Source organism: Proteus genomosp. 6 (assembly GCF_040139785.1).
Taxonomy (GTDB): domain Bacteria; phylum Pseudomonadota; class Gammaproteobacteria; order Enterobacterales; family Enterobacteriaceae; genus Proteus.
In genome coordinates this window covers 58,500-85,016 of the sequence record NZ_JBEEVJ010000005.1, presented here as the reverse complement: position 1 = coordinate 85,016, position 26,517 = coordinate 58,500, and the positions used below count along the sequence as shown (strand labels likewise).

General features: G+C 36.4%; 27 protein-coding genes. 8 read left to right on the top strand and 19 right to left on the bottom strand.

Features of this window, described 5'->3' with window-relative positions; genetic code table 11:
- Window positions 1–116 precede the first annotated feature (116 nt).
- A complete protein-coding gene (locus ABN212_RS08010; protein WP_198619953.1) occupies window positions 117–962 on the top strand; it encodes a siderophore-interacting protein in 846 nt (281 codons plus the stop codon).
- A gap of 88 nt (window positions 963–1,050) precedes the next feature.
- Here ABN212_RS08010 and ABN212_RS08005 read toward each other — a convergent pair whose 3' ends face one another.
- The 6 genes from ABN212_RS08005 to phoH all read right to left on the bottom strand — a co-directional run bounded on the left by ABN212_RS08005 (window position 1,051) and on the right by phoH (window position 7,959).
- Complete coding sequence (locus tag ABN212_RS08005) at window positions 1,051–1,755, bottom strand: fimbrial biogenesis chaperone (protein WP_198619952.1); 705 nt, start codon at window positions 1,753–1,755, stop codon at window positions 1,051–1,053.
- Window positions 1,756–1,768: 13 nt separating this feature from the next.
- Window positions 1,769–2,848 carry a fimbrial protein gene (locus tag ABN212_RS08000; RefSeq protein WP_198619951.1) on the bottom strand — a complete coding sequence of 360 codons (1,080 nt, stop codon included), beginning with the start codon at window positions 2,846–2,848 and terminating at the stop codon, window positions 1,769–1,771.
- Between the two features lie 11 nt (window positions 2,849–2,859).
- Entirely contained in the window at window positions 2,860–5,373 is a 2,514-nt protein-coding gene (locus ABN212_RS07995) for a fimbria/pilus outer membrane usher protein (protein ID WP_311747430.1), read from the bottom strand.
- Window positions 5,374–5,386: 13 nt separating this feature from the next.
- Window positions 5,387–6,079, bottom strand: coding sequence for a fimbrial biogenesis chaperone (locus tag ABN212_RS07990; protein ID WP_198619950.1), 693 nt, complete (start codon window positions 6,077–6,079; stop codon window positions 5,387–5,389).
- Window positions 6,080–6,129: 50 nt separating this feature from the next.
- Entirely contained in the window at window positions 6,130–6,720 is a 591-nt protein-coding gene (locus ABN212_RS07985; protein WP_100160253.1) for a fimbrial protein, read from the bottom strand.
- 453 nt (window positions 6,721–7,173) lie between these two features.
- Window positions 7,174–7,959 carry a phosphate starvation-inducible protein PhoH gene (gene phoH, locus ABN212_RS07980; RefSeq protein ID WP_198619949.1) on the bottom strand — a complete coding sequence of 262 codons (786 nt, stop codon included), beginning with the start codon at window positions 7,957–7,959 and terminating at the stop codon, window positions 7,174–7,176.
- 352 nt (window positions 7,960–8,311) lie between these two features.
- Between phoH and ABN212_RS07975 the strand changes: the two genes are divergently transcribed.
- A complete protein-coding gene (locus tag ABN212_RS07975; protein WP_160230411.1) occupies window positions 8,312–8,755 on the top strand; it encodes a methyltransferase family protein in 444 nt (147 codons plus the stop codon).
- Between the two features lie 15 nt (window positions 8,756–8,770).
- On the opposite strand, the gene ABN212_RS07970 is transcribed toward ABN212_RS07975, so the two are convergent.
- A complete protein-coding gene (locus ABN212_RS07970) occupies window positions 8,771–9,754 on the bottom strand; it encodes an endonuclease (protein WP_232797457.1) in 984 nt (327 codons plus the stop codon).
- Window positions 9,755–10,007: 253 nt separating this feature from the next.
- Between ABN212_RS07970 and ABN212_RS07965 the strand changes: the two genes are divergently transcribed.
- Window positions 10,008–10,190: a hypothetical protein gene (locus ABN212_RS07965; protein WP_064720096.1), complete on the top strand. Its 183-nt coding sequence runs from the start codon at window positions 10,008–10,010 to the stop codon at window positions 10,188–10,190.
- A gap of 4 nt (window positions 10,191–10,194) precedes the next feature.
- Here ABN212_RS07965 and ABN212_RS07960 read toward each other — a convergent pair whose 3' ends face one another.
- The 6 genes from ABN212_RS07960 to ABN212_RS07935 all read right to left on the bottom strand — a co-directional run bounded on the left by ABN212_RS07960 (window position 10,195) and on the right by ABN212_RS07935 (window position 14,233).
- Entirely contained in the window at window positions 10,195–10,668 is a 474-nt protein-coding gene (locus tag ABN212_RS07960; protein WP_198619947.1) for a threonine/serine exporter, read from the bottom strand.
- On the bottom strand, window positions 10,659–11,462 hold the full coding sequence (locus tag ABN212_RS07955; RefSeq protein WP_198619946.1) for a threonine/serine ThrE exporter family protein: 804 nt from the start codon (window positions 11,460–11,462) through the stop codon (window positions 10,659–10,661). Before ABN212_RS07955 ends, ABN212_RS07960 begins: the two co-directional genes overlap by 10 nt.
- A 354-nt stretch (window positions 11,463–11,816) precedes the next feature.
- On the bottom strand, window positions 11,817–12,254 hold the full coding sequence (locus tag ABN212_RS07950) for a universal stress protein (protein ID WP_088495397.1): 438 nt from the start codon (window positions 12,252–12,254) through the stop codon (window positions 11,817–11,819).
- 66 nt (window positions 12,255–12,320) lie between these two features.
- Window positions 12,321–12,659 (bottom strand): hypothetical protein, encoded by a 339-nt coding sequence (locus ABN212_RS07945; protein WP_072064066.1) that lies wholly within the window; start codon window positions 12,657–12,659, stop codon window positions 12,321–12,323.
- A gap of 118 nt (window positions 12,660–12,777) precedes the next feature.
- Window positions 12,778–13,206, bottom strand: coding sequence for a universal stress protein (locus ABN212_RS07940; RefSeq protein ID WP_036912874.1), 429 nt, complete (start codon window positions 13,204–13,206; stop codon window positions 12,778–12,780).
- A gap of 142 nt (window positions 13,207–13,348) precedes the next feature.
- Window positions 13,349–14,233 (bottom strand): NAD(P)H-hydrate dehydratase, encoded by an 885-nt coding sequence (locus ABN212_RS07935; RefSeq protein WP_196532572.1) that lies wholly within the window; start codon window positions 14,231–14,233, stop codon window positions 13,349–13,351.
- Window positions 14,234–14,504: 271 nt separating this feature from the next.
- On the opposite strand from ABN212_RS07935, the gene ABN212_RS07930 reads away from it, so the two are divergent.
- The 4 genes from ABN212_RS07930 to ABN212_RS07915 all read left to right on the top strand — a co-directional run bounded on the left by ABN212_RS07930 (window position 14,505) and on the right by ABN212_RS07915 (window position 17,691).
- Entirely contained in the window at window positions 14,505–14,726 is a 222-nt protein-coding gene (locus ABN212_RS07930) for a DUF2594 family protein (RefSeq protein ID WP_006536484.1), read from the top strand.
- Window positions 14,727–15,468: 742 nt separating this feature from the next.
- Entirely contained in the window at window positions 15,469–15,831 is a 363-nt protein-coding gene (locus ABN212_RS07925; RefSeq protein ID WP_198619945.1) for a hypothetical protein, read from the top strand.
- Between the two features lie 352 nt (window positions 15,832–16,183).
- Window positions 16,184–17,161: a porphobilinogen synthase gene (gene hemB / locus ABN212_RS07920; RefSeq protein WP_072064069.1), complete on the top strand. Its 978-nt coding sequence runs from the start codon at window positions 16,184–16,186 to the stop codon at window positions 17,159–17,161.
- 65 nt (window positions 17,162–17,226) lie between these two features.
- On the top strand, window positions 17,227–17,691 hold the full coding sequence (locus ABN212_RS07915) for an HIT family protein (RefSeq protein WP_349443090.1): 465 nt from the start codon (window positions 17,227–17,229) through the stop codon (window positions 17,689–17,691).
- A gap of 100 nt (window positions 17,692–17,791) precedes the next feature.
- Here the strand turns inward: ABN212_RS07915 and ABN212_RS07910 are convergent, their stop codons facing one another.
- The 3 genes from ABN212_RS07910 to ABN212_RS07900 form a co-directional block, all read right to left on the bottom strand.
- The gene (locus tag ABN212_RS07910) at window positions 17,792–19,069 is read right to left on the bottom strand and encodes a cytosine deaminase (protein WP_349443089.1); all 1,278 of its coding nucleotides are present in this window, start codon (window positions 19,067–19,069) and stop codon (window positions 17,792–17,794) included.
- On the bottom strand, window positions 19,059–20,309 hold the full coding sequence (gene codB, locus ABN212_RS07905) for a cytosine permease (RefSeq protein ID WP_198619941.1): 1,251 nt from the start codon (window positions 20,307–20,309) through the stop codon (window positions 19,059–19,061). The genes ABN212_RS07910 and codB overlap by 11 nt, the downstream gene beginning before the upstream one ends.
- 292 nt (window positions 20,310–20,601) lie before the next feature.
- Window positions 20,602–22,062 carry a TrkH family potassium uptake protein gene (locus ABN212_RS07900; RefSeq protein WP_198619940.1) on the bottom strand — a complete coding sequence of 487 codons (1,461 nt, stop codon included), beginning with the start codon at window positions 22,060–22,062 and terminating at the stop codon, window positions 20,602–20,604.
- 284 nt (window positions 22,063–22,346) lie between these two features.
- Here ABN212_RS07900 and ABN212_RS07895 point away from each other — a divergent pair, with 284 nt between their 5' ends.
- Window positions 22,347–23,504, top strand: coding sequence for a pyridoxal phosphate-dependent aminotransferase (locus ABN212_RS07895; protein WP_198632183.1), 1,158 nt, complete (start codon window positions 22,347–22,349; stop codon window positions 23,502–23,504).
- 98 nt (window positions 23,505–23,602) lie between these two features.
- Here ABN212_RS07895 and oppF read toward each other — a convergent pair whose 3' ends face one another.
- From oppF to oppC, 3 genes are read right to left on the bottom strand one after another with little or no spacing between them, the layout of a single operon-like run.
- On the bottom strand, window positions 23,603–24,610 hold the full coding sequence (oppF, locus tag ABN212_RS07890) for a murein tripeptide/oligopeptide ABC transporter ATP binding protein OppF (protein WP_198619938.1): 1,008 nt from the start codon (window positions 24,608–24,610) through the stop codon (window positions 23,603–23,605).
- Entirely contained in the window at window positions 24,607–25,593 is a 987-nt protein-coding gene (locus ABN212_RS07885) for an ABC transporter ATP-binding protein (RefSeq protein ID WP_198619937.1), read from the bottom strand. The genes oppF and ABN212_RS07885 overlap by 4 nt, the downstream gene beginning before the upstream one ends.
- Before the next feature lie 10 nt (window positions 25,594–25,603).
- Window positions 25,604–26,512 carry an oligopeptide ABC transporter permease OppC gene (oppC, locus tag ABN212_RS07880; protein ID WP_100160272.1) on the bottom strand — a complete coding sequence of 303 codons (909 nt, stop codon included), beginning with the start codon at window positions 26,510–26,512 and terminating at the stop codon, window positions 25,604–25,606.
- Window positions 26,513–26,517: the final 5 nt, after the last annotated feature.

The following is a 26,517-nucleotide window of genomic DNA, read 5'->3' as shown; positions in this document are numbered from 1 at the left end:
AAAAAATACGCATTCGTTTACTAAATCAACGTTAATTTTGATAATGACTATCATTATTAATTGAAAATGATAATATCTACGTCAATAAAACAATTAAATGAGTCAGGTAAAAAAACGTGAGTAACAAAAAAACACCTCAAGAAAAGAGTATTTATAAACCAGCGCCTCCTCGCCTAGTTCAAGTAAAGCGCATTACTGATGTTACACCGGGAATGCGTTGTATCACCTTTACGAGTGATGATTTAAATACTTACCCAACAGATACTGCGGGGGCACATTTAAAAATATTCTTACCTTTAGAAGGCCAAGTTAAACCAACAGTCCCAGGCTTTTCTGAAAAAGGCCCTAAATGGCCTGAAGGTGAACCAAGATCGATTGTACGTACTTATAGTGTTCGCGCTATTCGCCCTGAACAAAAAGAGTTAGATATTGAATTTGCAGTACATAACGATGCAGGCCCCGCTATTCATTTTGCGCTAAATGCTAAGCAAGGCGACTATATTGGGATCACTAATCCAGGTGGCCCTGAGCCTTTATTAGCACCAGCGTCACATTACTATATGGCAGCAGATCCAAGTTCATTACCTGCTTTAATGGCTTTAATTGAAGCCATGCAGCCTAATGTTCAAGGGAAAGTCGTTATACGAGTAGAAGACGAAACGCATCGCCAAGAAATTAAACGTCCTAGTGGCTTAGAGATAATCTGGTTAATTGGTTCTGTTGAAGAACAAACTCAAAACTTAATTAATGAATTTATGTCGTGGGAATTACCTGCTGAAGATGTGGCATTTTGGATTGCAGGTGAAGACAAAATTATTCGTGCATTAAGACGCCATATTCGTCGTGATAATGGTTACGATCGTAGCTTGATTTATGCCGTTCCTTATTGGCGTTTTGGTTATGACGAAGAAGGCTATCATGCTGAACGTCACCATGTTATGGATAACGAAGATGTAAGCTAAGCGATAAATTAAAGGCTAATCGTTGGCTGTACAGGCTGCATATTAATTTCATTAATAATATGCGGCCTTTTTTATTATACAAATATAATTAATGTATATTCTTCTTATCTTGCTGATAGTTTCCATCATCATCGATATAGATAACAGTAATTACTTGGTTCATATCAGTTTGCTTTTGATATTGAATGTGCTGTTTTGCAAAAGGAGCAACCATAATGGCATTTGTTAATAGTGCTTCTTTATCATTAAAATACATCTTCGAAATTGTAAAGTAATAAGCTGTAGGGTTATTTATTTCTAAATATTCTCCATTATGAGTTATCCCTATTTTTTTAAAAACATCCTCGGTGGTTAACTTAAGTTGTGCTGGACGATAAAAAAGTTTAATTCGTGTTTGCAATGCTAATTGTAATGTACTGAGGTTTTCTTTATTTTCTGGTTTAGGTGCAATATCTAATACATTTAAATAAAAAACAGATTCTCTATCTTTGGGTAACCTGTTTTCTAATTGTTGTATTTTTAATTGTAATCCACCATTTGCAGTTATTTTTGTCATAGGTGGAATAACAATAAAAGGTGCTGTTGTCGTTTCTGGTGTGGACGCAATATTCCCTTCATCTACCCAACTCTGTATTAATGTCGGCTGTTCACTTCGATTAAAAACTTGCAACGATATTATCGATTTATCGGCAGAAAGTATTAAACGAGTGCGCTCAAGCACCACACTTGCATAAGTAAAATGTGTTATCAACATGAATAATAGAATTAAAACACCTTTCATTTTCGCTTCCATTTTTTATGGCTTATTAATCGTAAGACATCACAAGTGTTGCCGCACTTGTCATTTTTCCTTGAGTGACTGAATTAATATTATAAGGATAATAATAAGCGCCCATATTTATCGAAAATGCAGAGGATATGGTGCCACCTTGATTAACACTAAAAATACTAGTCGCACTACCTTGTGTATTAATATTGTCAGATAAAATAAGCGGGCTTGCGGTGTTATCACTTTTTACGACACGGAATCCAACACCACCTGCACCTTGTGCTGTTGTGTTGGTTAATACGGTTTTATCCGTTGCCAATAAATTCTGGCTTGATAAAAACATATTAATATTACGTGATGCTTTTGAACCGCTCAAAAAATCTTGGCATGTAAAATTTAATGTAAAAGGGGTATATCCTGCTTTATCTACCGTTTTTGCATCTTTTACGCTAATTAACGGCAATGAAACAATTAAACCTGCATTAGAAAAATTACATGTTGTCATTACAGGATTATATGTAATTTGCATTGGTTGTAAGAAAATATCGTTTTGATCAACCGGCCACTGCCACGTTAATAAAAATTGAACTAATTTAGTGACAATATTCAATAACCATTGAACAAGCCCCAAACTTGATGCATCAGAGGCTAAAATAACGGGTGTAACAATTGCTGTACTGCCACTGACTTCAGTGTAGTTGGTCGAAGGTTTACTACTTAATAACGTAAATTTCAATGTAAAGTTAGTATCTAAATCTGAAGCAGGATGTGTTCCCGCTGGAATATTCGTTACGTTATCTTTTTCTAATGACGTTAACGTAATAGAAACAAACTGCTTACCACCATTAAAACCAATTGTTCCCGTCCGTCCATCATTAAAAGGTGAAGCGATACCCACTGTATTAGGAAATAATAATCCTCTTGCTGTACATTTATATGTACCTGGAAATGTTGTTCTACTCGATTTTGTGATCGTTGTTGAAGTACTATTTAAATCCGCAGATAAATCAAAATTAACGTTGGGTGCAGTAATAGTGCTATCGGGTTTACAGTTAGCGATTGCCTGCTGGCTTATTGTTCCTAATAGCATTAAAAATATAAAGGCAGATGATTTCATAAGACTTTCCTTTATCGACAGATATTACTATTTTTATCCATCGTATTAACTAAATGATTAATCACACACTCTGTTTTTCCTGCCTCATTTAATTTAATCGAGACAGAAGAAGGTAACGCATCACTTTTTAAATAAAGTACACTCGATTGCCCAACATAACCGATACTCTGTTTCTTATTATTTAAAACTTCAGTACCAAAAGGTAAGCTTTCATCATTTTCTAAAGAAGCTCTGATAATGAACGTTTTGCGCTGATCCGTGGTTAATGTGAGATGATTAACAGCACCTAAATAAGGCGTAACATGCGTTATATTTCCTAAAACTTCTGCATTCGATGGGTATTCTGTATTTGTTAATATATAAGTATTCGTTCGATAAGGGATCGTATTCGCGACTAAAACAACACCTTGATTATTGGTTAATGTCGCTTTATTCCCATTAACCATCATATTATTCGCCATAGGCGCTTCAATAATAGTATAAGTTTTTCCAGTATCCCCAGAAAACGCAATATGACTAGGTATAGCAACAATAGTTCCTCGGGTTCCCAGTCCACCTTGACGATAATTATTTGCTTCAGTATAAGAGGCAGATAAAGTGCTATAAGGATGGCGATAGCTCACATTAGCACCGACTAAATTATTCCCACCCGTCTGATTAGAGCCTGTTAAGGTATAATTAACCAAGTCATCTTTACCTGCTGTTCCGCTCATACTCAATGTAGATTGCTGATAGCGTGAATCAGTGGCATAAACCGAAGTATTAATATTTGCTCTTTTATCAAAGAATGAAATGGGCACACTGACGTTTAAATAATAACGAGTTTCTTCTTTATTATCGTAATTTCTTAATTTTGATACCGAAAGATTATAAGCAATATCTTTATAGTTATTTGAATAACCTAATTGATACTCTCGATTACTCTCATCAGTATTCCAATAATTTCGATGCGTTCCTGAAAGGAAAATAACACCTCGCTGGCCACCTAAATATTGATTAAGGTTTATGGTAAACGTATTTTTTGCTCTAGAGCCGCGTAGTGCATCAAATGTTGTGAGATCTAAATCAGATGCAGCATTATTATTTCCCTGCTGTTGAGCAAGATCATTTTGATAATCTTTCCAAGCTTGGTAATTATCATGAGAGTAAATTGAGTCCACAAAGCTATAATAATCACGGGTAGAGTAACGATAAGCCGCCAGTGTTAAATTAGTTAGTGTGGCATCCATATATTTGCTATATGCAAGACGAAAACTTTGCCCTGTTTTTTTGCCTGTTTGTAGATCTGCACTTGCATGAGTTATATCGGCAGAAATCGCCCCAAATTTGAAATTCCAACCACTACCAATCAATGCCGAATAATAGTCTTCACTGGCAATTCCCCCTGCATAAAGCGTAACAAGGTTATTTAAGCCATAATGAAATTCACCTTGCGCAAATTTAGGTCGGTAATCGGTATTATTAATACGTGATTCCCCCACCATCACGTTATAGCGATATACACCTTCTTTTAGCATATCGGGAACGGCTGAAAATGGCACAGTAAATGACTCTCTTCTGCCATCCGCTTCTTGAACCACCACTAACAGATCACCACCACCAGCTGTTGGCTGAATATCACGAAAAGAAAATTCACCAGGGGGCACATTCTCTTGAAAAACTAAGTTTTCGTTTTGATAAACACTCACTAATGCGTTTGTTTGTGCAACGCCACGAATAATAGGTGCAAACCCTTGACTTGAATTAGGTAGCATTCCCATTTCGGTCGCCAATGAAGCGCCTCTAAATGAAATACTGGTAAAGAGTGCGGCTGGTGTATAAAAATCACCTATCGTTAATCCTGCTGTTATCTGGCTTAATGCTTTATAGATATAGCGAGTATTATTTTTCCATTGGCTTTTACCATGAGAATAATAAGTATAGTTAGACTCGTCTCTAAACTGCCATGCCCCTAAGTTAATTCCTGAATTAATATTGGCAAAAAAGCTCTCGTTATTACTCTTATTCCCTTTTTTCTCTTTGTAGTTATAGTAATTTAAATTATAAGATAAAATCAGTGCTGAAATACCTTGTTCCCAATAACTGGGATCAACATATCCCACTTCTGATTGTTTAACAGAAATCTGAGGTGCTGTGATATCCAGTCTTAATTTATTAATATCTAATGTTGAAGCAACTCCCGTCGCCAATTCATTAGATAAAATTGTTTTTTGCTGTGCTATTTTTTGCTTTGCCGACAAAGATAGATTTAAACCTAACTTATTTACATCATCCGACTCAAAACTAATCCCCGTATTATTCCCTAGCACATTGACTTCAAATTGCCCTTTCCACACCTGATTGACATACACATCAACAAGTTGCTTTCCTTCAGGTACTTTATCATCAATATAAAATCGTGAAATATCGCCATGCTTTGATTTTCCAACTAATAAAGATGTGTCAAATCCCTCTGCATACAGATTTTGAGTATAATTTTGTATTCCTAAAAAAATAAGAACTGAGAGGTATTTTGAATTATTCACGATGTTATCTCTATTAGAGTTTAATATTCTGTGATTTATAAACACCAAAATCATCAACATAAATAACAACAGCGGAATTACTTTTTAATTTATTAATTAAAGGTAACTCACGAGAAGATAACGGCGGGATCATTTCAGAATCTACAAGCGTAACACGGGGTGTCTCTTGTGTAGAAATCGAGGCTATCGTGAAATGATACTGTGAGTTATTTTTAACTAAAACTTTATCACCATTTAATTGATACGTTATTTTCTCATTAACAAGTTCTGGTTTATCAGTTAAATCTTTTGGGCGATAAAAAACTTTAATTCGTGTTTTCATCGCTAATTGCAAATAGCTTTTTCCTTTTAATGCTTCGGCATTTTCTGGAATATCGAGAATATTTAAATAGTATACCCGTTCAACATTTCCTGATAATTTTTCATTAGAATTTTTTATTCTTAATGTCTGACCTTGCCTACCTGCTATTTTTACAATTGGTGGATATAAATAAAAAGGAGAGTTTGCATCTTCAGGTGTGGAGTTTATATCACCATCATCTATCCAACTTTGCACAAGTGAAGCTAAATCACCATTGTTGGTTAACTGAAGATTAACACTATCGGTTCCTTCATAATAAATAACTCGTGTACCATTAATAATAATATTAGCAAATACACTCGTTGGTAATATCAATGCCATTAAAAAAACGATTAACTTTTTCATTATAAACATCCTAAAAAACCAGACCCAATATTGAGTCTGGTTTTTTTATATTATAAATAAGAAACAGTATAGATAACGTTAGAGTGTACTGGCCCTGTTTTAGCGGCTGTCGCATTTGTTTTATAGTAACTGGCAATTAAACGCAGAGTATCTGAATCTGGCGCTGTTTTATCGCCTTTAATACCTGTATCAAAGGTTGCGTTCAGTGGTATAGCAACTGTTGGAGCCGCAGGTGTTGATAAACTAAAGCCAACATTCTTTGCCACTAATGGATCATTTTCATTAGCGGTATCATTGACTAAATATAATCCACTGGTGGAAATGGTATTTGCAGATGAGAAATGTATCTTTAAATTACTTCCACTTGGCGTAGATGCAGGAGCACAATCAGAGAATGTCAAAGCAAACTCTTTTTGGTTTTTGGCAATAACAGTACTCGCCGTTGTTCCAGCATCCGTTACGGTAATAGGATCTAATAAAATAGAAAAGTCCGCACTATTTCCTCCATTAATTGTACAGGTGGTATCACTAATAGCACCAGAGAAAGAGATTATTCCACCAGCGCTGTTGGTTGCAGCAAATGCCGACGTCGACAATATAGCCACTGATAATAATGACAGTGGGAGTTTATTTTTAAGCATATATAACCCCAAGAATAGACAAATATTTAATTAGCAAAAATAAGCTACTATTATTGCCATCATTAACTAAAGGTGATGAAATTAGACCCTAGTCAATTTGATATTAGCCATAATTTAAAAAACCAACAAATGAATTTATCCGCTTTTTTAAATTTGTGACTTAAGTCAAATTAGATTCATAACCATACTTAGTTAATATGTAAATGTATTAATATTTAGCATTACTATCTAATTAAAAAATCATAAACAAAAGAACAATAACAATTAATTTATTAATAACAAGTCATAAAAAGAATATCTATAAATGAATTGATTTATTTTGGAATTTTTTATTCAAATTAAATATTCCACAATTAATAAAAAAGATAAATCACATCAAGGAAAATCAACAAATAAAAAGGCCACATTAGTATGCAGCCTTTTTAAATGTATACAAAAATTCCCATGCTCTATTTAATCATTATAAGCAGCTAATACATGTTGGCATAATGTAGAGCGTACACAATCTTCTTGCATAAATTTAATCACGCCTACACGATTATTGGCTTCAAATCGAATAAGAGCATCTGCTAATCCTGAATTTACATTTGAGGGTAAATCACACTGGGTAATATCTCCATTGACAATCACGGTAACATTTTCACCCATACGAGTTAGAAATAACTTCATTTGATTTACCGTCACATTTTGCGCTTCATCTAAAATAACAAATGCATTTTCAAAAGTACGGCCCCGCATATAAGCAAAAGGCGCAATTTCGACTTTACCGATTTCAGGTCTTAAACAGTATTGTAAAAATGAAGCGCCTAAACGTTTGACTAATACGTCGTAGACAGGACGAAAATAGGGTGCAAACTTTTCAGCAATATCACCAGGTAAGAAACCAAGATCCTCATCAGCTTGCAACACAGGTCGAGTAACAATGATACGTTCTATTTCTTTATTAATTAAAGCATCGGCAGCCATTGCAGCGCTGAGAAAGGTTTTACCACAGCCCGCTTCCCCTGTGGCAAAAATAAGATTCTGATGTTTAATTGCATTTATATATTGGCGTTGCGCTTCGTTGCGAGGAGATAACACCCTCTCATCACGCTTTTCTCTGGCCATACCAATTGTATTGATATCCCCAAATCCTGGTAAGACCATAACATTATCTCGATGTGCCCCATTACGTTGCTCTTTACGTGAGGTGCGTTTATTTTCTCGGCGTAAACGTGTTGCTGCTTTTTGTCTACTCATAGTGGAATTTATCCTTGTTAGTCTTCAAAAAGTCATCGACATCTCTGTTTATATTCCATTCACTTACCGATGAGTCCCCTTCAGACCCTGTTTAGTCGCAAAAAACAAAAAAACCGGTCACAATCCTGAACATTAAACATCAATGAACGGTTGTTGCCGGTTTTCTGTGAGTAACGAGATATTTCCATTGCTTCTGTCATTCATATTCCCCATCATGGAGTTAGAGTGAAAATTAACGAAGCTTTATGACAGTATAATGACAAAAGAAAAATATTTTCAATACTGAAATGATTTATAACAAGATGGACTTAACATAAAAATAACAATTAAGTGTTATTTTAGGGGGAAGTAAATGAATTTCTTGCGATTACCTTTTGTTTATTGGTTATTACTTAACCTAATTCCATTTATTGGTTTTGAACTTCACTCTGGCTCTCTCAAAATGGGCTTCTTTTTTTACCTCGGTTTGCTCACCATTACGACTTCAGGGATCTGGCTTTTTTATTGCCTCTCATTTTTTATTAAACAAAAAACCTCTCCTAACCCCAATCACACCCCTCGACAATTAGTAATAAGTGGCCCTTATAAAATAAGTCGCAATCCTATGTATCTCGGTTTCTTGGATATTAGTATTGGGTTATTTTTTATTTTTGGTAATTGGGGATTTTTGGGCGCGGCAATTGCGTTTTACTTTATTACTGATCGCTATACGATAGTGCGTGAAGAGAAAATCTTAAGTGAATTATTTCCACAAGCGTGGCAACAATATTGTCGCCACGTTCGTCGTTGGATGTAATCTAAATAATTACGATTAAGGCTGTTTACAGTTATTAGCTAAACGGTAACCTGCCTTAATGGCCTCACTCTCTGTTTTAAATAAAACCGCATTTTTATCTGACATTGTTTTATAACCTGAGCAATGTGCAAAATGGTAGATCTTGCTATTTACATTACCCTTAATGTCTCCCGATTGTGGTGTACTGGCTTGTTTCGGTGTTTCCACTTTGGCTCTAGTCACTGGCGTACTATTTGTTGCAGATAATCCTGCACCACTATTTTTATGCCCTAATTGCCATTTCATTTCACCCGTTACAAAAGGATTATGATATCCAACAATACGAGCAATACGGCTATCACGCTCTTTTTCCCATGCGGTTGGTGGATAAGCATTATCCCAAGCCATTAATAACTGTTGTTGCTGACGTGACATTGAGAGGTTATAACGGTCGTGTAAATAGAAATAAACTCTTGCCACTTGGCCTTTGACTTCATTCCGAGGTTCAAAGGTGCGAGAAGCAAAGTCAACACGACTACGGCATTGCCCATATTGATAAGGTGCTTGAGCGGGTAATTGTCCAAAACTAAAATTGCTACGATCACCGTTAACTTCACCAATAGATGGCGCTAAGTTATGTAAATCGGCTTCGATTTTGCCAAAAACAGGATCGTTTTTCACACAGTTAGTTCGACCTCCATTTTGCCAACATTGACGTTGATGCCCAAAAACCCATGCTGGAACAATATGTTCCCACTCAATACGAGCCGCTCTTGTTTGCTGTGTTCTCACTTGATAACCACAACTGGCTAAATCAACGCGACCTCCCGATTTCCCTACCCATTCCCAATCACAACCACAATAAATCGTTCCTTGCGATTTTTGATTTTGATCATAATAAATACGTTCTTTTGCTATCTCTTTCGCTTTGGTGAAATTTTCAGGGGCTTGTGCTTGAACATTTAGCGCAATAACAAATAAACCCAACACAACCGCGGTATAGTGTAATATTTTTCTCAAAGTGGTATCTGCCTTACTCTTTATTTTATTAAACCCAATAAGAATTATCTTTAATAACCAACTGATAATCTTATTTTTATTTTGCCTAATATTACCTTTTTTTGATTTATTTTGGGCAATCTTTCTTGCTATTTTTTGTATAAAAAATAAAACAATAAGCGTGAATGGTGATAGAAAAAGCCGTTATTCTCGACATTAACGCAAAAGGGATTTGCTATGGTTTACTCCATCAATGATTTGGAGAAATTTAAAAATGAATGAGAATATGCTGAATTTGATGGACGAATTAGTCGAGATAACAAAAAAGCATGCGAATAACGAAGATGTTAAAGCGCATGCCAGTTTAGAATCTGAGAATAAATTACGAATTCAAATTATTATTTCCGACAAAAATGAGCTAGATATTACATTAAATTCGCTACAACACGCCGTATAAGCTTTTATACACTCGGACGCTTGCGATACAACCATAATCCCGGCAAGGATAGCCCGATAGAGAGCGCACCGACAATAAATGAAGCTTTAAGGAAATTAGTAACTAAAGCTTCAAAAATTTCCGCGCTATAACCAATTTGCGTTAACTTCACCACTGAGATCATCGCTATATATGCATTTATTCCAGGGAACATAGGAATAACCGCTGCAACAGTAAAAACTTTAGGGTGTGCAAGCCACCAGCGTGACCATTGAATACCTATGCACCCCACTAAAATAGCAGCACAAAAACTTGACCACTCAATGTTCATACCACTCATCACTAAAATAGTACGAGAGCCGTGGCCTATTGCACCTAATAATGCGCAATATTTTAATGCCCTTGAAGGTACATTAAATACCATTGCAAAACCGACCGCAGGAATAGCAGCTAAAATCATATCTTCAATCAGGGTAAGAATTATCGTTATTATGCCCAATCTCTTAACCCCCATACTGCCATGGCTAAAATAACACCTAGACAGGTTGCCAATGTTAACATTGTTGCCATTGCCCAACGCGCTAAGCCAGTATTAACATGCCCTTTAAACATATCAGCGACAGCATTAATTAAAGGAAATCCGGGAACCAACAATAAGACGCTGGCAGCCATTGAAATAGTCGCTGTAGTTTGAAAATAAGAGAGCTTTAATAATAGACCTGAAACTGAAGTTGCTACAAATGCCGTAATACAGAAATTAATTAATGGATTCATTTGGCGATGTGTTAATGCTTGGCGTACAAACATACCAAAACCACCACCAATGGCAGAAACTAAAAAGCCATCCCAATTACCACCATTCAATTTAGAGAAACAACCACAAGATAAGGCAACCATAAAAATAATCGCCCAACGAGGATAACGTAATGGTTTTATATGCTCAAAGCGTTTTCTGGCTTCATGAATATCTGCAAGATGATGTTCAACCAAAATAACAATATGCTGAACTTCTGTCACAACATGCATATTAATGCCACGGTCGACTATCTTTCGTGTTGATGTTTGGCAATGCCCGTTAACAATCGTGGTTAATACAACTGCATTAGCAGAAATTGCGCTTTCGACTTGATGTACACCTAAAGCTAAACCTAGACGGGTTGAAAGCTGTTCAACCAGCATACTTTCTGCGCCATGTTGCAATAGCAACAACGCAGTTTGAATACATAACTTGGTAATTTCACGCTGTTTATCTTGTGAAATGGCTGTGCACTCTGCCATTATCTCATTATCCATACTATGCCTTAGTTTTAATCCAAAACGAGCCATTGCTAATATAAAGTTTATCAGCATAGCTCGTTTCTCGCTCTATTATCTTTCAATACTATTATGAACAAATAAAATATTTTAGGCAGTAAGTAGATCAATTTTATCGATGGATAGCCATAAATATTGGCATAGGAAAGTACAATACAATGATAAATACCCATTCTTGTTTTTAAATCGCATCATCAAATAGCTATCACTATTTTAATAAGCAATCACACGCACAAATCAATTTAAAATGGCAATGCTTAAATGCAAAAATAAAAAACCCCTAAATAAAAAATCTAGGGGTTTTAGGCTATTTTTTAACTTTTATAAAAAATTTTAGCGAACAACTAAAACAGATTGTTTAGCATAAGCGACAATACCTGATGCATTGGAGCCTAATAGGTGTGTCGAAATACTTGGGCGGCGTGAGCCAATCACGATTAAATCAGCATTAATTTTTTCAGCCAGCTCTAAAACTTTATCTCTTGCAGAACCAAATACAGCTGAAAATTCAACTTGTTCATTTGGCAAATCAATACCATTAGCTAATTCTTGCAGTTGTTCTTGTACACGCTCAAGTGCTTTATTTGCAAAAGAACTGAGCATGTCATAATGGTAACTATAACTAATAGAGAAACGTGAAATATCAGGAATAGCATGGAAAAGATGCAGTTTTGCGCCTTCTAATTTAGCAATATAAACAGCGTGTTGTAAGGCTTTAGTCGTTAACTCATCTTCTGAAATATCAACAGGTACTAGAATTGTCTTGTACATAGCAACTCCTCATTATCAGATTATTGTCTGTTTATTATTGTAGCGTTAAACCCACAGCTTGCTTATTTAATCTTCCTCAAGATGCCATTTATGCAATTGTCGATGAATAAAAGGTGTCACTACAAGCCCAATCGATAAAATAAAAACACACTGAAGAAATAAACCATAGATTGCAATAAAAAAGCGCCCTGTTGGGGTTGCAGGTGCTGGCTCTACTGGCTGACCACTTAACATAGAGATTGCATTTAATGAAGATTCCATAAAGGTATGCCCTTCAATTAAATAAAACCCTAATACACCAGGTAATAATCCTAAGAAAAAGAAAATAGAGCCTATTACATAATAGCGTAAGATGCGTAGAATAAAATGATCGAGCCTTAAAAGTTCTTCGGTAAATTTTTCCATTCTTATCCACTTTCTAGACTGTTTATTCAATAAACTGCTTATTGAATAAATAAGATAAGCTACGCAAAAAAACTAAAATATATGCTATGAGGGATGCTCATAGCATATTAGTAATATATTAACGAACAACTAACACTGAAATTTCAGCATAGCGAACAACACCCGCTGCCGTTGAACCTAATAAATGAGTACTAATATTAGGTCTACGTGAACCAATCACAATTAAGTCTGCTTGAATATCTTTTGCTGTGACCAAAATTTCATCACGAGGTGAGCCAAAAGTAACCGTATAAGCGACCTTTTCAGCAGGCAAATCCACCGAATCTACCAACATTTGCATATCATTCTCTGCTTTCACTGTCGCTTTATCTTTAATTTCTGGATAACCCAATGAATAAGCATTAATGATTGCTGAAGAGATAGGAAGAACATGAATTAAATGTAAATTAGCTCCTGTTTCTTTGGCTAAATACACAGCATGTCGTACCGCTTTACTGGTTAACTCTTCTTCCACAATATCAATAGGCACTAAAATCGTTTTATACATAATAACTCCTCTTAACTCTCCATTTGCCTTAATCCTATCGCAATAACCCAAAGATTACTGTGAGTGAATTAACTAAAAACAACCTAATCTTAATATAAACCTACTTTAATTATTAATACGTTAAGCTAAAAAATAAAAGCGATTATTCAAAATAGTTTGCATTATGTTGCTGTGATAATGTCCATATTTGATTGCGAATATTCCGGATAGTATCAATCAATTCTGATGCAGTTAATCCGATTGGTCCAATACCTTTTTTAACTAAAATATCCGCCGACATTCCATGTATCCAAACAGCACTTCTCACCGCATCCGCCATTGTCATTCCTTGTGCTAAAAAACTTCCCATAACGCCTGTTAGCACATCACCACTCCCCGCGGTTGATAATCCACTATTACCAGTTGTATTAATTGTGATTTCCCCTTTCGGAGAAGTCACTACGGTATGTTGACCTTTGATAATTGCCCAGCAATGATAAATCTTCGCAATTTCTTTCGCCGCTTCTTCTCTATTATTTTGAATATCATTTAGCGTGCAATTAAGCAAAATAGACGCTTCTTTAGGGTGTGGTGTTAATACACAGTGCTGATTAAGTGAGAGTTCTGATTTAAGATTAGCCATTAACACTAATGCATCCGCATCAAAAACATAAGGTCTATTTTCATTACGCTGTGCTAAAGCTATTGATAAGATTTCTTCAGAATTTGCAGATAATCCTAATCCACACCCAATCGCCCAAGCAGAAATATCCTGCTGATTTATCAACGCTTGGGCTGTTTTAAGCATAAGCTCTGGTGCACTATCAATAAAAGGGATAGGAAGTTGCGATTGAGCAAAACCAAGAAATACCTTTCCACACCCTGCTTTCAATGCACTTTTGCCTGCTAACACAATAGCACCGCTCATTCCTTCTGAGCTGCCTACAATACCTAATGTGCCGAATGTTCCTTTATGTGTATTTCCTGATTTGCGCTGATAAAGTGCGGGATAATGAGTGATAGCCTGTAATAATTGTTCTTCATTCATATTATTTTCCCTTTTTCTGCATTTTTCTTATTGCTCGCAATGGTTGCTCTACCACATTTTGTTTGTATTAACGTTAAAAGCATAACGTTCAAAGTATAGCCTGATTTCGACTAATAAATGGGATCACTGGCTATTTTGTCTTTTTATCATGCTAACAAATTCAATATGATAAAATGCTTTTATTATCGCTATTCATACCTTGCTGAGACTTTGCTATTCTAATGACCTAGCCTGATATGATTTATAAATTAAAGACAAAGGAACGTAGATAATGAACGAGAAGTTTAAAACACAAGCAGATGTAGAAACATTAGCAGAAGAAGTGGCTTGCTTAAAAACACTAGTCACCTATATGTTAAAAGCATTAGGTCAAGCAGATGCTGGACGTGTTATTTTAAACATTGAACGTGCTATTGCAGAAGTTGATGATGAAAAACAAGCAGAAACATTCCGTAATACGATTAGCCAAATTAAGACAGCCTATCGTCAATAATACATTTATTTTCGAATTGAGTACTCGCACATATTTTTATTCTATTTTCTAATCTTTTTGTGCTGCACAAATAAACAAATTTTGATTTCAAATTTCCTATATACTCAATCTCGAAATAAACCATTCTTTATTCATTTAGCTACCCCTCTATCTTTATAGAGGGGATTTTTTTCTTTTACCCGCCTCAATATTTCTATTCAAATTCTTTTCATATCATCCAAATGATAATGAGTTTGTTTTCTTTTGGTGTATTTAACCAATAGTCACTATCAAAACTTATTTTTGTTTAAAATTTTTAATGTTATTTGGATTAAATAATAGAATTAGAAATCTTGCCATCATTGCCAACACGAACATAAATTAACTTATTAAATACAATGTATTAAAATTATCTCAATGATAACTGATAATCACTTAACTTTTTTATTCTGTTTTTTATATTTAAAGCGCACATTTTGTTATTTTTAACACAAATAAAAATCAATCGTATAAAATGTAAATAAAGATAAATCCTAATATTATTGTATTTTGAGTTATTTTATATATTGTAAATTGTAAGTTTTTATTATGTCAAAATTTGCTAGCTTATTGTCCCTAAACACAATTATAGCGAAAGCAACTAAAACCAATAGGATTAAAAATATTAACTATTTATATTTTTACACTTTTTCTGATTTATCGTCACTCCTGTTTATATGTTACACTCAATAAATATGTACTAAAAAATAAACATGAGGCTAAAATGAAACCACTTCTCTTATCTCTGCTATTATTACCTGCTGTTGCTTTTGCAAACCCAACAAAAATGGCTGATGATTACTGCGATACTTTTAAAGATATCTCAATTAAAGCTTATGATACAAAAGAGCCAGCAGAGAAAATTGCTAAAGATGCAATGGCCTCTCTGAGTGCAAAGAAATTTGATTTTGCAAAACTGGAAGCAACTGAAGCACAATTCACTGAAGGTGCTATTGAGGTTGTTAATTCTTTACGTGAAGCCAAATCTGAAATTGGTTCTCGCGCAGAGTTCCAAGATGGTTTAACTCAAATTGTTGCGGCTTGTAAAGTTCAAATGGTTGCAGCATTAGAAGAGCCAAAAAAATAATCTTCTCATTAAAGAATGGGTAAAAATCAATATAAAGAGTAGAAATTATCCTGCTCTTTTTTATTTTCCCCTCACCTATCACTTATTCCTCTCCTCTTTTCTCTTTTCTCTTTTCTCTTTTCTCTTTTCTCTTTTCTCTATAATTAACGTTCTATACTCTAAATAATTCAAGATGTAGCTAGGCGACAAGTGAATGAGTCGCTAGGAGCATACATAAGTAGTGACTACGCAGCCAACAACGCTACAGCTTGAAGTATGACGAGTATGAATTATAGAGTATCTATGTATCAATATTAAGGTTTATAATACCTCGGTAAATACTTGTTAGTACTGGCCATAAAAAGGAGATATTGTGAGCAACGAACAATCCATCCAGCGTTTAAGAAGACTACGCCAGTCAGAAAACCTGCGCGCGCTCTTTCAAGAAACAACTCTGACTAAAAATGATCTCGCTCTGCCTATCTTTGTAGAAGAAGGGCTTGATGATTACCAACCGATTAAAAGCATGCCAGGTGTCGTTCGTATTCCTGAAAAACGCCTTGCTTATGAAATTGAACGCATTGCAAAAGCAGGCATTAAAACTGTTATGACTTTTGGCGTATCACATCACCTTGATGAAACAGGAAGTGATGCTTGGAAAAGTGACGGTTTAGTTTCTCGCATGTCTCGTATTTGTAAAGATGCCGTACCAGAAATGATTGTCATGTCTGATACCTGTTTTTGTGAATACACATCACATGGTCACTGTGGTGTTTTACATGGTGAACATGTTGATAATGATGAAACTATCTATAATTTAGGGCTTCAAGCTGTTGCTGCCGCACAAGCGGGTGCTGATTTTATCGCGCCATCAGCGGCAATGGACGGCCAAGTTGCTGCTATTCGTGCCGCACTTGATAAAGCAGGATTTAGCGACACAGGTATTGTTTCTTACTCGACTAAATTTGCTTCTGCCTTATATGGTCCTTTCCGCGATGCAGCAGGCTCTCGCTTAATTGGTGATCGTAAAACTTATCAAATGAATCCAATGAACCGCCGTGAAGCGATCCGTGAATCATTAATTGATGAGCAAGAAGGCGCTGATATGCTGATGGTAAAACCAGCGGGTGCTTATTTAGATATTATTCGCGATGTGCGTGAACGTACTTTATTACCTTTAGCGGCTTATCAAATCAGCGGTGAATATGCGCAAATTAAATTTGCGGCATTAGCGGGTGCAATCGATGAAGATCGTGTGGTAATGGAGACTTTAGGCTCAATTAAACGTGCAGGTGCAGATTTAATTCTATCTTACTTCGCACTTGATTTAGCAGAAAGAAATCTACTTTAATCACCTTATACGCTAAATAATTCAATAAGTTGAAGTATGTAGAATATAGATATGAGGCTACGACTATGGATAACTGTATTTTCTGCCAAATCGTTGCGGGTAAAGCGCCTTGCCATAAAATTTGGGAGGATGATCATCATCTTGCTTTCCTCTCTATTTTTCCCAATACCAAAGGTTTTACCGTTGTTATTCCCAAAAAGCACTACCCGAGTTATGCGTTTGATTTAAACGATGAAGCTTTAGCATTATTGGTTATCGCGACAAAAAAAGTAGCAAAAATCTTAGATAAAACATTCCCTGATGTTTCACGCTCAGGAATGTTTTTTGAAGGGTTTGGGGTTGATCATGTTCATAGTAAACTTAGCCCGATGCACGGCACAGGTGATATGACAAATGGGGCGCCTATTGAAAATAAACAAAAGATTTTCTTTGAGAAATACCCCGGATATCTTTCATCGCATGATTTTGAACGTGCGAGTGATGAAGAACTTGCACAATTAGCGGCGTTGATCAGAAAAAATAGCCGATAATAAAAAGAAAACAGGTATTAAATCTTTATAAAAAAATAACGGATAAGTGATTAATCGACTTATCCGTTTTATCTGTTATTCGAAAATCCAACTTGTTAGATTATTTATAATTAATCGCTGTTGGCTTATCTAACATAATTTCTGTTTTCGCTGGCTCTGTTTGTGCAATCACTTTACCGTGGCGAATTGAATAACGTACAGGTACTTGACGGCGTAAGGCATCAAATCCATTATCTGCGGGCAAAATAATAAAGTTTGCACTATTTCCTATTTCAACACCGTAATCCGTTAAGACCAATGTTTTCGCACTATTATGACTAATTAACTGTAACCCATTATCAATTTGACCATAGCCCATTAATTGGCAAACATGCAGTCCCATATGTAAGACTTGAAGCATATTTGCTGTGCCTAATGGATACCAAGGATCAAAAACATCATCATGACCAAAGCAAACATTAATATTACTTTCTAGCATCTCTTTTACGCGAGTAATACCGCGACGCTTTGGATAAGTATCAAAACGACCTTGCAAGTGAATATTAACTAAAGGATTCGCCACAAAGTTAATACCAGACATTCTTAATAAACGGAATAAACGCGAAGTATAAGCCCCATTATAAGAATGCATTGCGGTTGTATGACTTGCTGTTACTCTTGAGCCCATATTTTCTTTATGTGCTAAAGCGGCAACAGTTTCAACAAAGCGAGATTGTTCATCATCAATTTCATCACAATGAACATCAATTAAGCGATCATATTTTTGTGCTAATGCAAAGGTTTTATGCAGTGATTCAACACCATATTCACGCGTAAATTCAAAGTGAGGAATAGCACCGACAACATCAGCGCCTAATTTTAATGCTTCTTCTAATAAAGCTTCACCATCAGGGTAAGACAAAATACCTTCTTGTGGAAAAGCAACAATTTGCAAATCAATCCAAGGTTTAATTTCTTCTTTCACTTCCAGCATGGCTTTTAATGCTGTCAGCGATGGATCCGAAACATCAACATGGGTTCTAACATGTTGAATACCATTAGCAATTTGCCATTGAAGCGTTTGCCATGCACGTTGTTTAACATCATCATGAGTTAACAGCGCTTTTCTTTCAGCCCAACGCTCGATACCCTCAAATAATGTTCCCGATTGATTCCAATTCGGTTGCCCTGCTGTTTGTGTTGTATCTAAATGAATATGAGGCTCAACAAAAGGAGCATGAACTAAACCACCTTGCGCATCTAATGCTTCAGGATGAAAGTTATTCTCAGGTTGTGACTCTATCGCTTCAATTTTATTGTTTTTAAGCGTAATGCGCCACAAACCCTCTTTTCCAACGAGACGAGCATGATTAATTTGTTCGATATTCTTACCCAGCATGACTTATCTCCGCTTGTCGAGCTGTACGACGATTTAATATTGGATTTAACACAGCGTAACTAATTGCACCACCTAATACTGCGTTAACAGGTACGATACCTGGTAACCAGTGCCCCGCGGCAATACCAATTGCAACAGCCAGTAATGCGACCCAGTTAACTGATTGCATTTTATCTGCATTGAAGGTGCTATAACGATCTTTATTCATCAGATAATCTGCAATGATAACACCACCTACTGGTGGAATTGCGGCAGATAAAAAGGTTAACCAGCCAACAAAGTTATTATAGAGCCATAATGCACACAGTGTACCGACAATGCCATTTATCACTGAAAGCTTTTTGCTTGATAAGCCTGTAATATTGGCAAATCCTAATCCAGAGGCATATAACGCATTATCATTGGTTGTCCAAATATTTAAGCCTAATACGACAATCGCTGGAAGTAATAATCCTTGCGCAATCATCACATCAGAAATATCTGCCATTCCCAATGAAGCGGCACCTGCTGCACCAAAGACAAACATCAATGTATTGCCTAAAAAGAACGCAACAATTGCGACAACTACTGCAACTTTAGGGTTTCGTCCAAAACGGACAAAGTCAGCTGTAAGCGTTCCCGCACTAATAAACGATCCGACAACCATCGCCAGCGCTAAATTGAAATCTAATGGCTGAGTTGGTTTAACACCCATTAACGTTGAAAGCCCGCCCATATCATGTATGGCAAGATAAACAGAGTAACTGCCAAGGATGGCGATTGCTGGAACAGCAATGATAGAGAGAACGGTGAGAGCGGAAATACCGAAGAATACAGTGATGGTCATTAAAATGCCGGAAACGGCGATGAGGAGATTAATATCAATACCAGTGGCTTTTCCTACCGGGATGGCAAACATTGCCACACCCACACCAAACCAACCAACTTGAGTACCACCGAGTAAAAATGAGGGAAGCCAAGAACCTTTAATACCGAAAGAGTAACGCGCGAGGAGATGAGTAGTAAGACCTGTTTTTGAACCAATAAAACCAAGAAATGCGGTGTAGATACCAAGAAGAAGATTACCAATTAGAACTGCGAGGAAGAAATCATTGAAGGAAAGACCAGTACCAAGAGCGCCGCCAGTCCACATACTGGCTGAAAAAAACGTTAATCCCAACATCACAAAGGTTAACGCCAATCCACCCTTTCTTGCGGATATGGGCACAGGGCCCTGACTATAATTGTTGTCCTGAGACACTTTAACCTCCTATTCATTTCACCTAGCCAAAAAAATCTGACGAATTCTATCTATATAAAAATATTATGCAAACGTTTTCGTTGTCTGTTTATTATAATTAATGGAACGCTTCATTTAAGGAGAGTTGATGTTTATCACAAAAATAGGAGAAAAATCGTTATTGTATTTGAAGTTATCTAATTTTATAGAATGGATTTTTAAGAAAGAATTTCTTTAGAGAAATTAATGATAATATTCTTTATCTTTTAAACCATGTTCATTTTTAAATCATAACGTTTATTTTAGTCATATTTTAATTACGCCAAAAGGAAGCAGATAATAAAACAAGTAGCGTATAAATTTCTAATCGACCAAGTAACATAGCAAGACACATTAAATATTTTGCACTGTCGGTAATTTCACCAAAACCAGCAACTGTTTCACCAAATCCCAATCCCATATTATTTAAACATGCTGCCACCGTAGCAAAAGCTGTAATTAAATCGTAGCCCATCATGCTTAAACACCAAATAAAAAAACAAGCGCAGAGTGTATAAAGAAAAAAGAAACTCCAAACGGAATTAAGGAGTCGAGAAGTTATAATACTGTCGCCGACACGAACGGAACTCACTGATTTTGGATGAATTAATTGATGAATTTCTTGGCGACTCTGTTTATAGAGAATTAAAAATCGAATAGCTTTAATTCCACCACACGTCGAACCAACACAACCACCAAAAAAACTAGAAAATAGTAAGAGAACAATAATATGTTGTGGCCATTGAGCATAATCTGCTGTTGCAAGCCCGTTGTCAGTGATCATCGAACTGGTTAGAAAAAAAGAATGAATAAAAGCATCTGGGAATGAATACATATTACTGCGCCATGTTTCAAATGTGATCAAACCGATAACTAGCAATGCCACTGTAATAAAAAAACGAAACTCTGGATTGGTTAATAATGGTCGTAAACTAAATTTAGCTAAGGATGCAAAATAGAGGGTAAAATTGACGGCTGAAAGGAGTGAAAATAGCCCTGCAACAAATTCAATTTTTGCGCTATTAAAATAGCCAATGCTTTCGCTATATGTTGAAAATCCGCCTAAAGACACAGTCGATAAACCATGACAAAGCGCATCAAAAAAAGACATTCCCGCTATTTTAAACGCGATAATACATAAACTACCTAGCAGAATATAAGTAAACCATAAATTACGAGCTGTACTTGCTAAGCGAGGCGTTAACTTTTCTTCTTTAAATGGCCCAGGCATTTCAGATTGATATAATTTCATGCCCCCAATGCCTAATAAGGGAAGAACGGCAACAGCCAGTACAATAACACCTAATCCTCCAACAAAATTTAACTGTGCGCGATAGTAAAGAATAGATTTAGGTAAATCAGTCACATTGTGAAAAACAGAAGCGCCTGTGGTTGTTATCCCTGACACCCCTTCAAAAAGCGCATCAACAAAGCGCATATTAAGTTGCTCATTCAGCCATAAAGGTAATGTGCTAATTAAAGAAAATAACAACCAAAACAAGGCAATAATAATAAATCCATCTCGTGTTTTCAGCTGAATATCTTTTATTTTTGTTTTCAGCCAAATAAATAAACCTCCACAAAAAAAGATAAAAAAACACAATGCAAAAGAAAATAGACTTTGCTCTTTTTCATATAGCGCAACCAACATAGGCGGTATCATTGTTAAGCTATAAAGAACAATGAGAAAGCTACAAAGATGCACAATGATTTTAAAATGATTAGATACACGCATAAATGATGATGCCCATATTCGCGATTTAGTCCGCTACATTAAATGTTCAGAATTGACATAATTCAGTATGGCTTATCATTATCAATAATTTTTCTTTTTATTTTAAATTGATAACTGACAAGTTTACTCCCTACTCATTCTTTTTTTCAATGACAGAACTTTTCCCCCTAACCCCAAAAGTGAATTTATACTCACAAATACAACATAATTATTTACTTCTATCTTTTTTTTAGTAATCTATAAGAACTAATAAAACATAGAATAATTTACTTGGGAAACATAACATGAATCGTCGGTCATTTTTAACTTCATCCAGCTTAGTGATTGGTGGTCTTTCATTAAGTTCATTTGTTAGCTCTGCCTATGCCAATGAAACACTAAAAAATAAATTGGTATTTAATGCAGAAAATCCGTTACTGCTAAATTTTAATGAAAATTCACTTGGTATGTCGCAAAAAGCGAAACAGGCTATTATTGATGCTTTACCTAATGCCTTTAGATATCCAGACGATGCGCGTAGCGCATTAATTAGCGAATTAGGGAAAGAATTTAAACTTTCAGATAAGCACATCACCTTGGGAAATGGCTCATCTGAGACAATTCAAGCAGCCGTACAGTTTGTGGCAAATAAAGCACAAAAAGAAGGTAAAGCGGTTCAACTTATTGTTCCTGATCCAACATTTAACTATGCCGAACTTTATGCAGAACCTTTAGGCGTAAAAATCGTTAAAGTACCCGTTGATAAAACACTGGCGTTTGATTTAGCAACCATGCAGAAAAAAGCGCAAGAGTTTGATGGTATTAGCATGGTATATTTATGCAATCCGAATAACCCAACAGCGATGTTAACGCCGACGGCTTCATTGACGAATTGGATAAAATCAGCCAAAGAAAATGTCTTTTTTATTATTGATGAAGCTTATGCGGAATTCGCTTCAACGCCTGAATTTACCAGTGCGATTACATTAGTTGAAGCGGGTTATAAAAACCTAATTGTTGCACGTACTTTCTCAAAAATTTACGCATTAGCAGGGCTTCGTGTGGGTTATGGTGTTGCTGTACCTGAGGTTATTGCCAATGTTGATGTGTTTGTTTCCATTGATAATACCAACACCGCGGGCGCAGTGGCTGCATTAGCCTCATTAAAAGATAAAGCTTATGTGGAATATAGCCGTAAATCGATTGATGTTTCTCGTCAAATGGTTGTTGATGTCTTAAAAGAGCTGGATATTGAATATGCACCCTCTTATGCGAACTTTATATTCCATAAAGTGAAAGGCGATGTAAAAACCTATCAAAACAGAATGAAAGAAGCGAATATTATGGTTGGTCGTGAGTTTCCACCTGCTTTAGGTTGGAGCCGTTTAACGTTAGGCACACCAGAAGAGATGAGCTATTTTGTTTCTACATTAAAAGCCTTTAGAACTAAAGGTTGGATTTAATCTGATTTGGTGATCTTTCGATCCGTTAATAAATAGAATGCCCTTGAAAATAAAACTTCAAGGGCATTTTTTCTACTTTACTTAATCATTCAATCGCCTTAAAGCGGATCGACTTTTAAGCAAGAGACTGCATGGCGGAAGCTCCCTTCTAATAAAGGGCGTGTTTTGGCACATTCTTCATCTGCCATCGGACAACGTGTACGGAATATACAGCCTGATGGTGGATTAATCGGAGAAGGCAATTCTCCTTCCAATAAATCAATATGCTTATTGCGCTCTTTATCAGGATCAGGAATAGGCACCGCTGACATCAACGCTTTGGTATAAGGGTGTAATGGATGATGATAAACTTCATCATACGTTCCTAACTCCACTGCATGCCCTAAATACATCACCAATACACGATCTGAAATATGTTTTACCACCGCTAGATCATGGGCAATAAAGATTAAAGATAATCCCATCTCTTTTTGAATATCTTTCAGCAAGTTAACCACTTGAGCCTGAATTGATACGTCTAATGCTGAAACGGGTTCGTCACAAATCACTAATTTAGGTTCTAAAATTAACGCGCGAGCAATACCGATACGTTGGCATTGTCCACCTGAGAATTCATGTGGGTAACGGTTGATTAAGTTTGGCAATAATCCGACTCGCATCATCATTGCTTTCACTTTTTCAACAACTTCAGCCTGTTTCATTTTAGGGTGATAGGTTTTAAGCGGCTCCGCAATAATATCACCAATGGTCATTCTTGGGTTTAAGGAAGCCAGCGGATCTTGGAAAATCATCTGGATATCTTGGCGAATATCGCGCCATTGTTTATTTCCCATTCCCAATAAATTATTGCCTAACCAAGAGACTGTACCACCAGAGGCTTTAACTAAACCAATAATGGCGCGAGCAAAAGTCGATTTACCACAACCAGATTCACCAACAACCCCTAATGTTTCACCTTCATATAAGCGTAGTGTGACACCATCAACGGCTTTTAGGCTTTTTTTCGCTTTCCAAAACCACTGTTTATTATCTTGAACATCGAAATAAACTTTTAAGTCATTCACTTCAAGAATAACTTTTCTATCTTGTAATATGGCTTGAGTCATACCAATTCCTCCACCGCTTTAAAACAGGCACGTAGTCGGCCTTGTGCGAATTGCTCTAATTGAGGTTCACTCGTTAAGCATTGCTCTGTTGCATACTGGCAACGAGGTTGGAATGGGCAGCCTTTTGGTAAACGTAATAAATTAGGCGGATTTCCCGGAATGGTTGCGAGTCGTTCATCTTCACCGTCTAAGCGAGGAACAGCCTGTAACAATCCGATAGAATATGGATGTGATGGTTGATAGAAGATATCACGCGCTTTACCGTACTCCATGGTACGTCCTGCGTACATCACCAATACTTTATCGCAGATACCCGCAACAACCCCCAAGTCATGAGTGATCATAATAATCGCAGTGTTTAAATCATTCTTAAGCTCATTGAGTAAGGTCATGATTTGCGCTTGAACCGTCACATCAAGTGCGGTTGTCGGTTCATCAGCAATTAAAAGTTTAGGCTTACACAGCAATGCCATTGCAATCATGACTCGTTGGCGCATACCGCCTGAAAACTCATGAGGATACATACTCATTCGTTTATGAGCTTCTGGCATTTTTACTGCATCTAACATGCGTACTGATTCTGCATAAGCATCATTCTTACTCATGCCTTTATGAAGCATTAATACTTCAATAAGCTGCGAACCAACTTTCATATACGGGTTTAATGAAGTCATTGGATCTTGAAATATCATAGATATTTCTTCAGCGCGCATTTTATTTAATTCACTTTGGCGAAGGTTTAAGATCTCACGACCATTAAAGTTTGCGCTACCCGCTGTGCGACCATTTTTCGCTAATAATCCCATTAATGCGAATGCCGTTTGGGATTTACCTGAGCCAGATTCACCAACGATCCCGAGGGTTTCACCTGCGGATAATTCAAAGTTGAGCTTATTAACTGCGGTAACATCACCATCCGGTGTACCGAAAGTCACACAGAGATCTTTAACACTTAATAACGACTTGTTTGTTGTATTTGTCATTTTGTTCTCCTTAACGATCTTTCGGATCTAATGCGTCACGTAAGCCATCACCGATAAAGTTAAAGCAAAACAGTGTGACAACTAAGAACGAAGCCGGGAAAAGTAACAACCAAGGAGAAACTTCCATTGAGTTTGCACCATCACTTAATAGTGCTCCCCAACTACTTAATGGTTCTTGTGTTCCTAAACCTAAGAAGCTTAAGAAGGATTCAAATAAAATCATACTAGGGACTAATAAAGAGGCATAAACCACAACGACACCCAGTACGTTAGGTACGATATGTCTTAACACGATATTGCGTGATGACACACCACAAACTAATGCAGCTTCAATAAACTCTTTACGTTTTAAACTTAAGGTTTGTCCTCTTACAATACGCGCCATATCGAGCCAAGATACCATCCCGATAGCAACGAAAATCAGTAAGATATTTTGACCAAAGAATGTCACTAATAAGATAACAAAGAACATAAATGGAAATGAGTTTAGGATTTCCAGTAAACGCATCATCACAGAGTCAACACGTCCACCAATATAGCCCGCCATTGCGCCATACAGTGTACCAACAATAACGGCAACAAAAGCAGCCGCTATACCGACCATTAATGAAATACGTCCACCAATCGCAACACGGACTAATAAGTCACGCCCAGATGAGTCAGTACCAAAATAGTGAGAAGAGGCAAAATCAGGTGCCATTGACATCATCTCCCAATCGGTATCGTCATAGACAAAAGGCGATAACATTGGGGCAAAAATGACAAATAATAAAATAAAGAAAAGTAATATAAGGCTCGTAATTGCCGCTTTATTGTGCATAAAACGACGACGAGCGTCTTGCCATAAACTACGGCCTTCAATATCTAGCTGCTCCGAGAAATTCCCCAGAGCTTCGCTGTTTTCCTTCAGTGATAACATAACGC

What these genes read in the sequence shown, in the direction of transcription:
- ABN212_RS07985 (WP_100160253.1), bottom strand. Translation starts at nt 6,720, where the DNA reads ATGCTTAAAAATAAACTCCCACTGTCATTATTATCAGTGGCTATATTG.
- ABN212_RS08005 (WP_198619952.1), bottom strand. Translation starts at nt 1,755, where the DNA reads ATGGAAGCGAAAATGAAAGGTGTTTTAATTCTATTATTCATGTTGATA.
- ABN212_RS07925 (WP_198619945.1), top strand. Translation starts at nt 15,469, where the DNA reads ATGAAACCACTTCTCTTATCTCTGCTATTATTACCTGCTGTTGCTTTT.
- ABN212_RS07965 (WP_064720096.1), top strand. Translation starts at nt 10,008, where the DNA reads ATGAATGAGAATATGCTGAATTTGATGGACGAATTAGTCGAGATAACA.
- ABN212_RS07895 (WP_198632183.1), top strand. Translation starts at nt 22,347, where the DNA reads ATGAATCGTCGGTCATTTTTAACTTCATCCAGCTTAGTGATTGGTGGT.
- oppF (WP_198619938.1), bottom strand. Translation starts at nt 24,610, where the DNA reads ATGACTCAAGCCATATTACAAGATAGAAAAGTTATTCTTGAAGTGAAT.
- ABN212_RS08000 (WP_198619951.1), bottom strand. Translation starts at nt 2,848, where the DNA reads ATGAAATCATCTGCCTTTATATTTTTAATGCTATTAGGAACAATAAGC.
- ABN212_RS07955 (WP_198619946.1), bottom strand. Translation starts at nt 11,462, where the DNA reads ATGGATAATGAGATAATGGCAGAGTGCACAGCCATTTCACAAGATAAA.
- ABN212_RS07900 (WP_198619940.1), bottom strand. Translation starts at nt 22,062, where the DNA reads ATGCGTGTATCTAATCATTTTAAAATCATTGTGCATCTTTGTAGCTTT.
- ABN212_RS07940 (WP_036912874.1), bottom strand. Translation starts at nt 13,206, where the DNA reads ATGTATAAAACGATTTTAGTGCCTATTGATATTGTGGAAGAAGAGTTA.
- ABN212_RS07910 (WP_349443089.1), bottom strand. Translation starts at nt 19,069, where the DNA reads ATGCTGGGTAAGAATATCGAACAAATTAATCATGCTCGTCTCGTTGGA.
- ABN212_RS07950 (WP_088495397.1), bottom strand. Translation starts at nt 12,254, where the DNA reads ATGTACAAGACAATTCTAGTACCTGTTGATATTTCAGAAGATGAGTTA.
- ABN212_RS07885 (WP_198619937.1), bottom strand. Translation starts at nt 25,593, where the DNA reads ATGACAAATACAACAAACAAGTCGTTATTAAGTGTTAAAGATCTCTGT.
- oppC (WP_100160272.1), bottom strand. Translation starts at nt 26,512, where the DNA reads ATGTTATCACTGAAGGAAAACAGCGAAGCTCTGGGGAATTTCTCGGAG.
- ABN212_RS07915 (WP_349443090.1), top strand. Translation starts at nt 17,227, where the DNA reads ATGGATAACTGTATTTTCTGCCAAATCGTTGCGGGTAAAGCGCCTTGC.
- ABN212_RS07935 (WP_196532572.1), bottom strand. Translation starts at nt 14,233, where the DNA reads ATGAATGAAGAACAATTATTACAGGCTATCACTCATTATCCCGCACTT.
- ABN212_RS07945 (WP_072064066.1), bottom strand. Translation starts at nt 12,659, where the DNA reads ATGGAAAAATTTACCGAAGAACTTTTAAGGCTCGATCATTTTATTCTA.
- phoH (WP_198619949.1), bottom strand. Translation starts at nt 7,959, where the DNA reads ATGAGTAGACAAAAAGCAGCAACACGTTTACGCCGAGAAAATAAACGC.
- ABN212_RS07990 (WP_198619950.1), bottom strand. Translation starts at nt 6,079, where the DNA reads ATGAAAAAGTTAATCGTTTTTTTAATGGCATTGATATTACCAACGAGT.
- ABN212_RS07930 (WP_006536484.1), top strand. Translation starts at nt 14,505, where the DNA reads ATGAACGAGAAGTTTAAAACACAAGCAGATGTAGAAACATTAGCAGAA.
- ABN212_RS07975 (WP_160230411.1), top strand. Translation starts at nt 8,312, where the DNA reads ATGAATTTCTTGCGATTACCTTTTGTTTATTGGTTATTACTTAACCTA.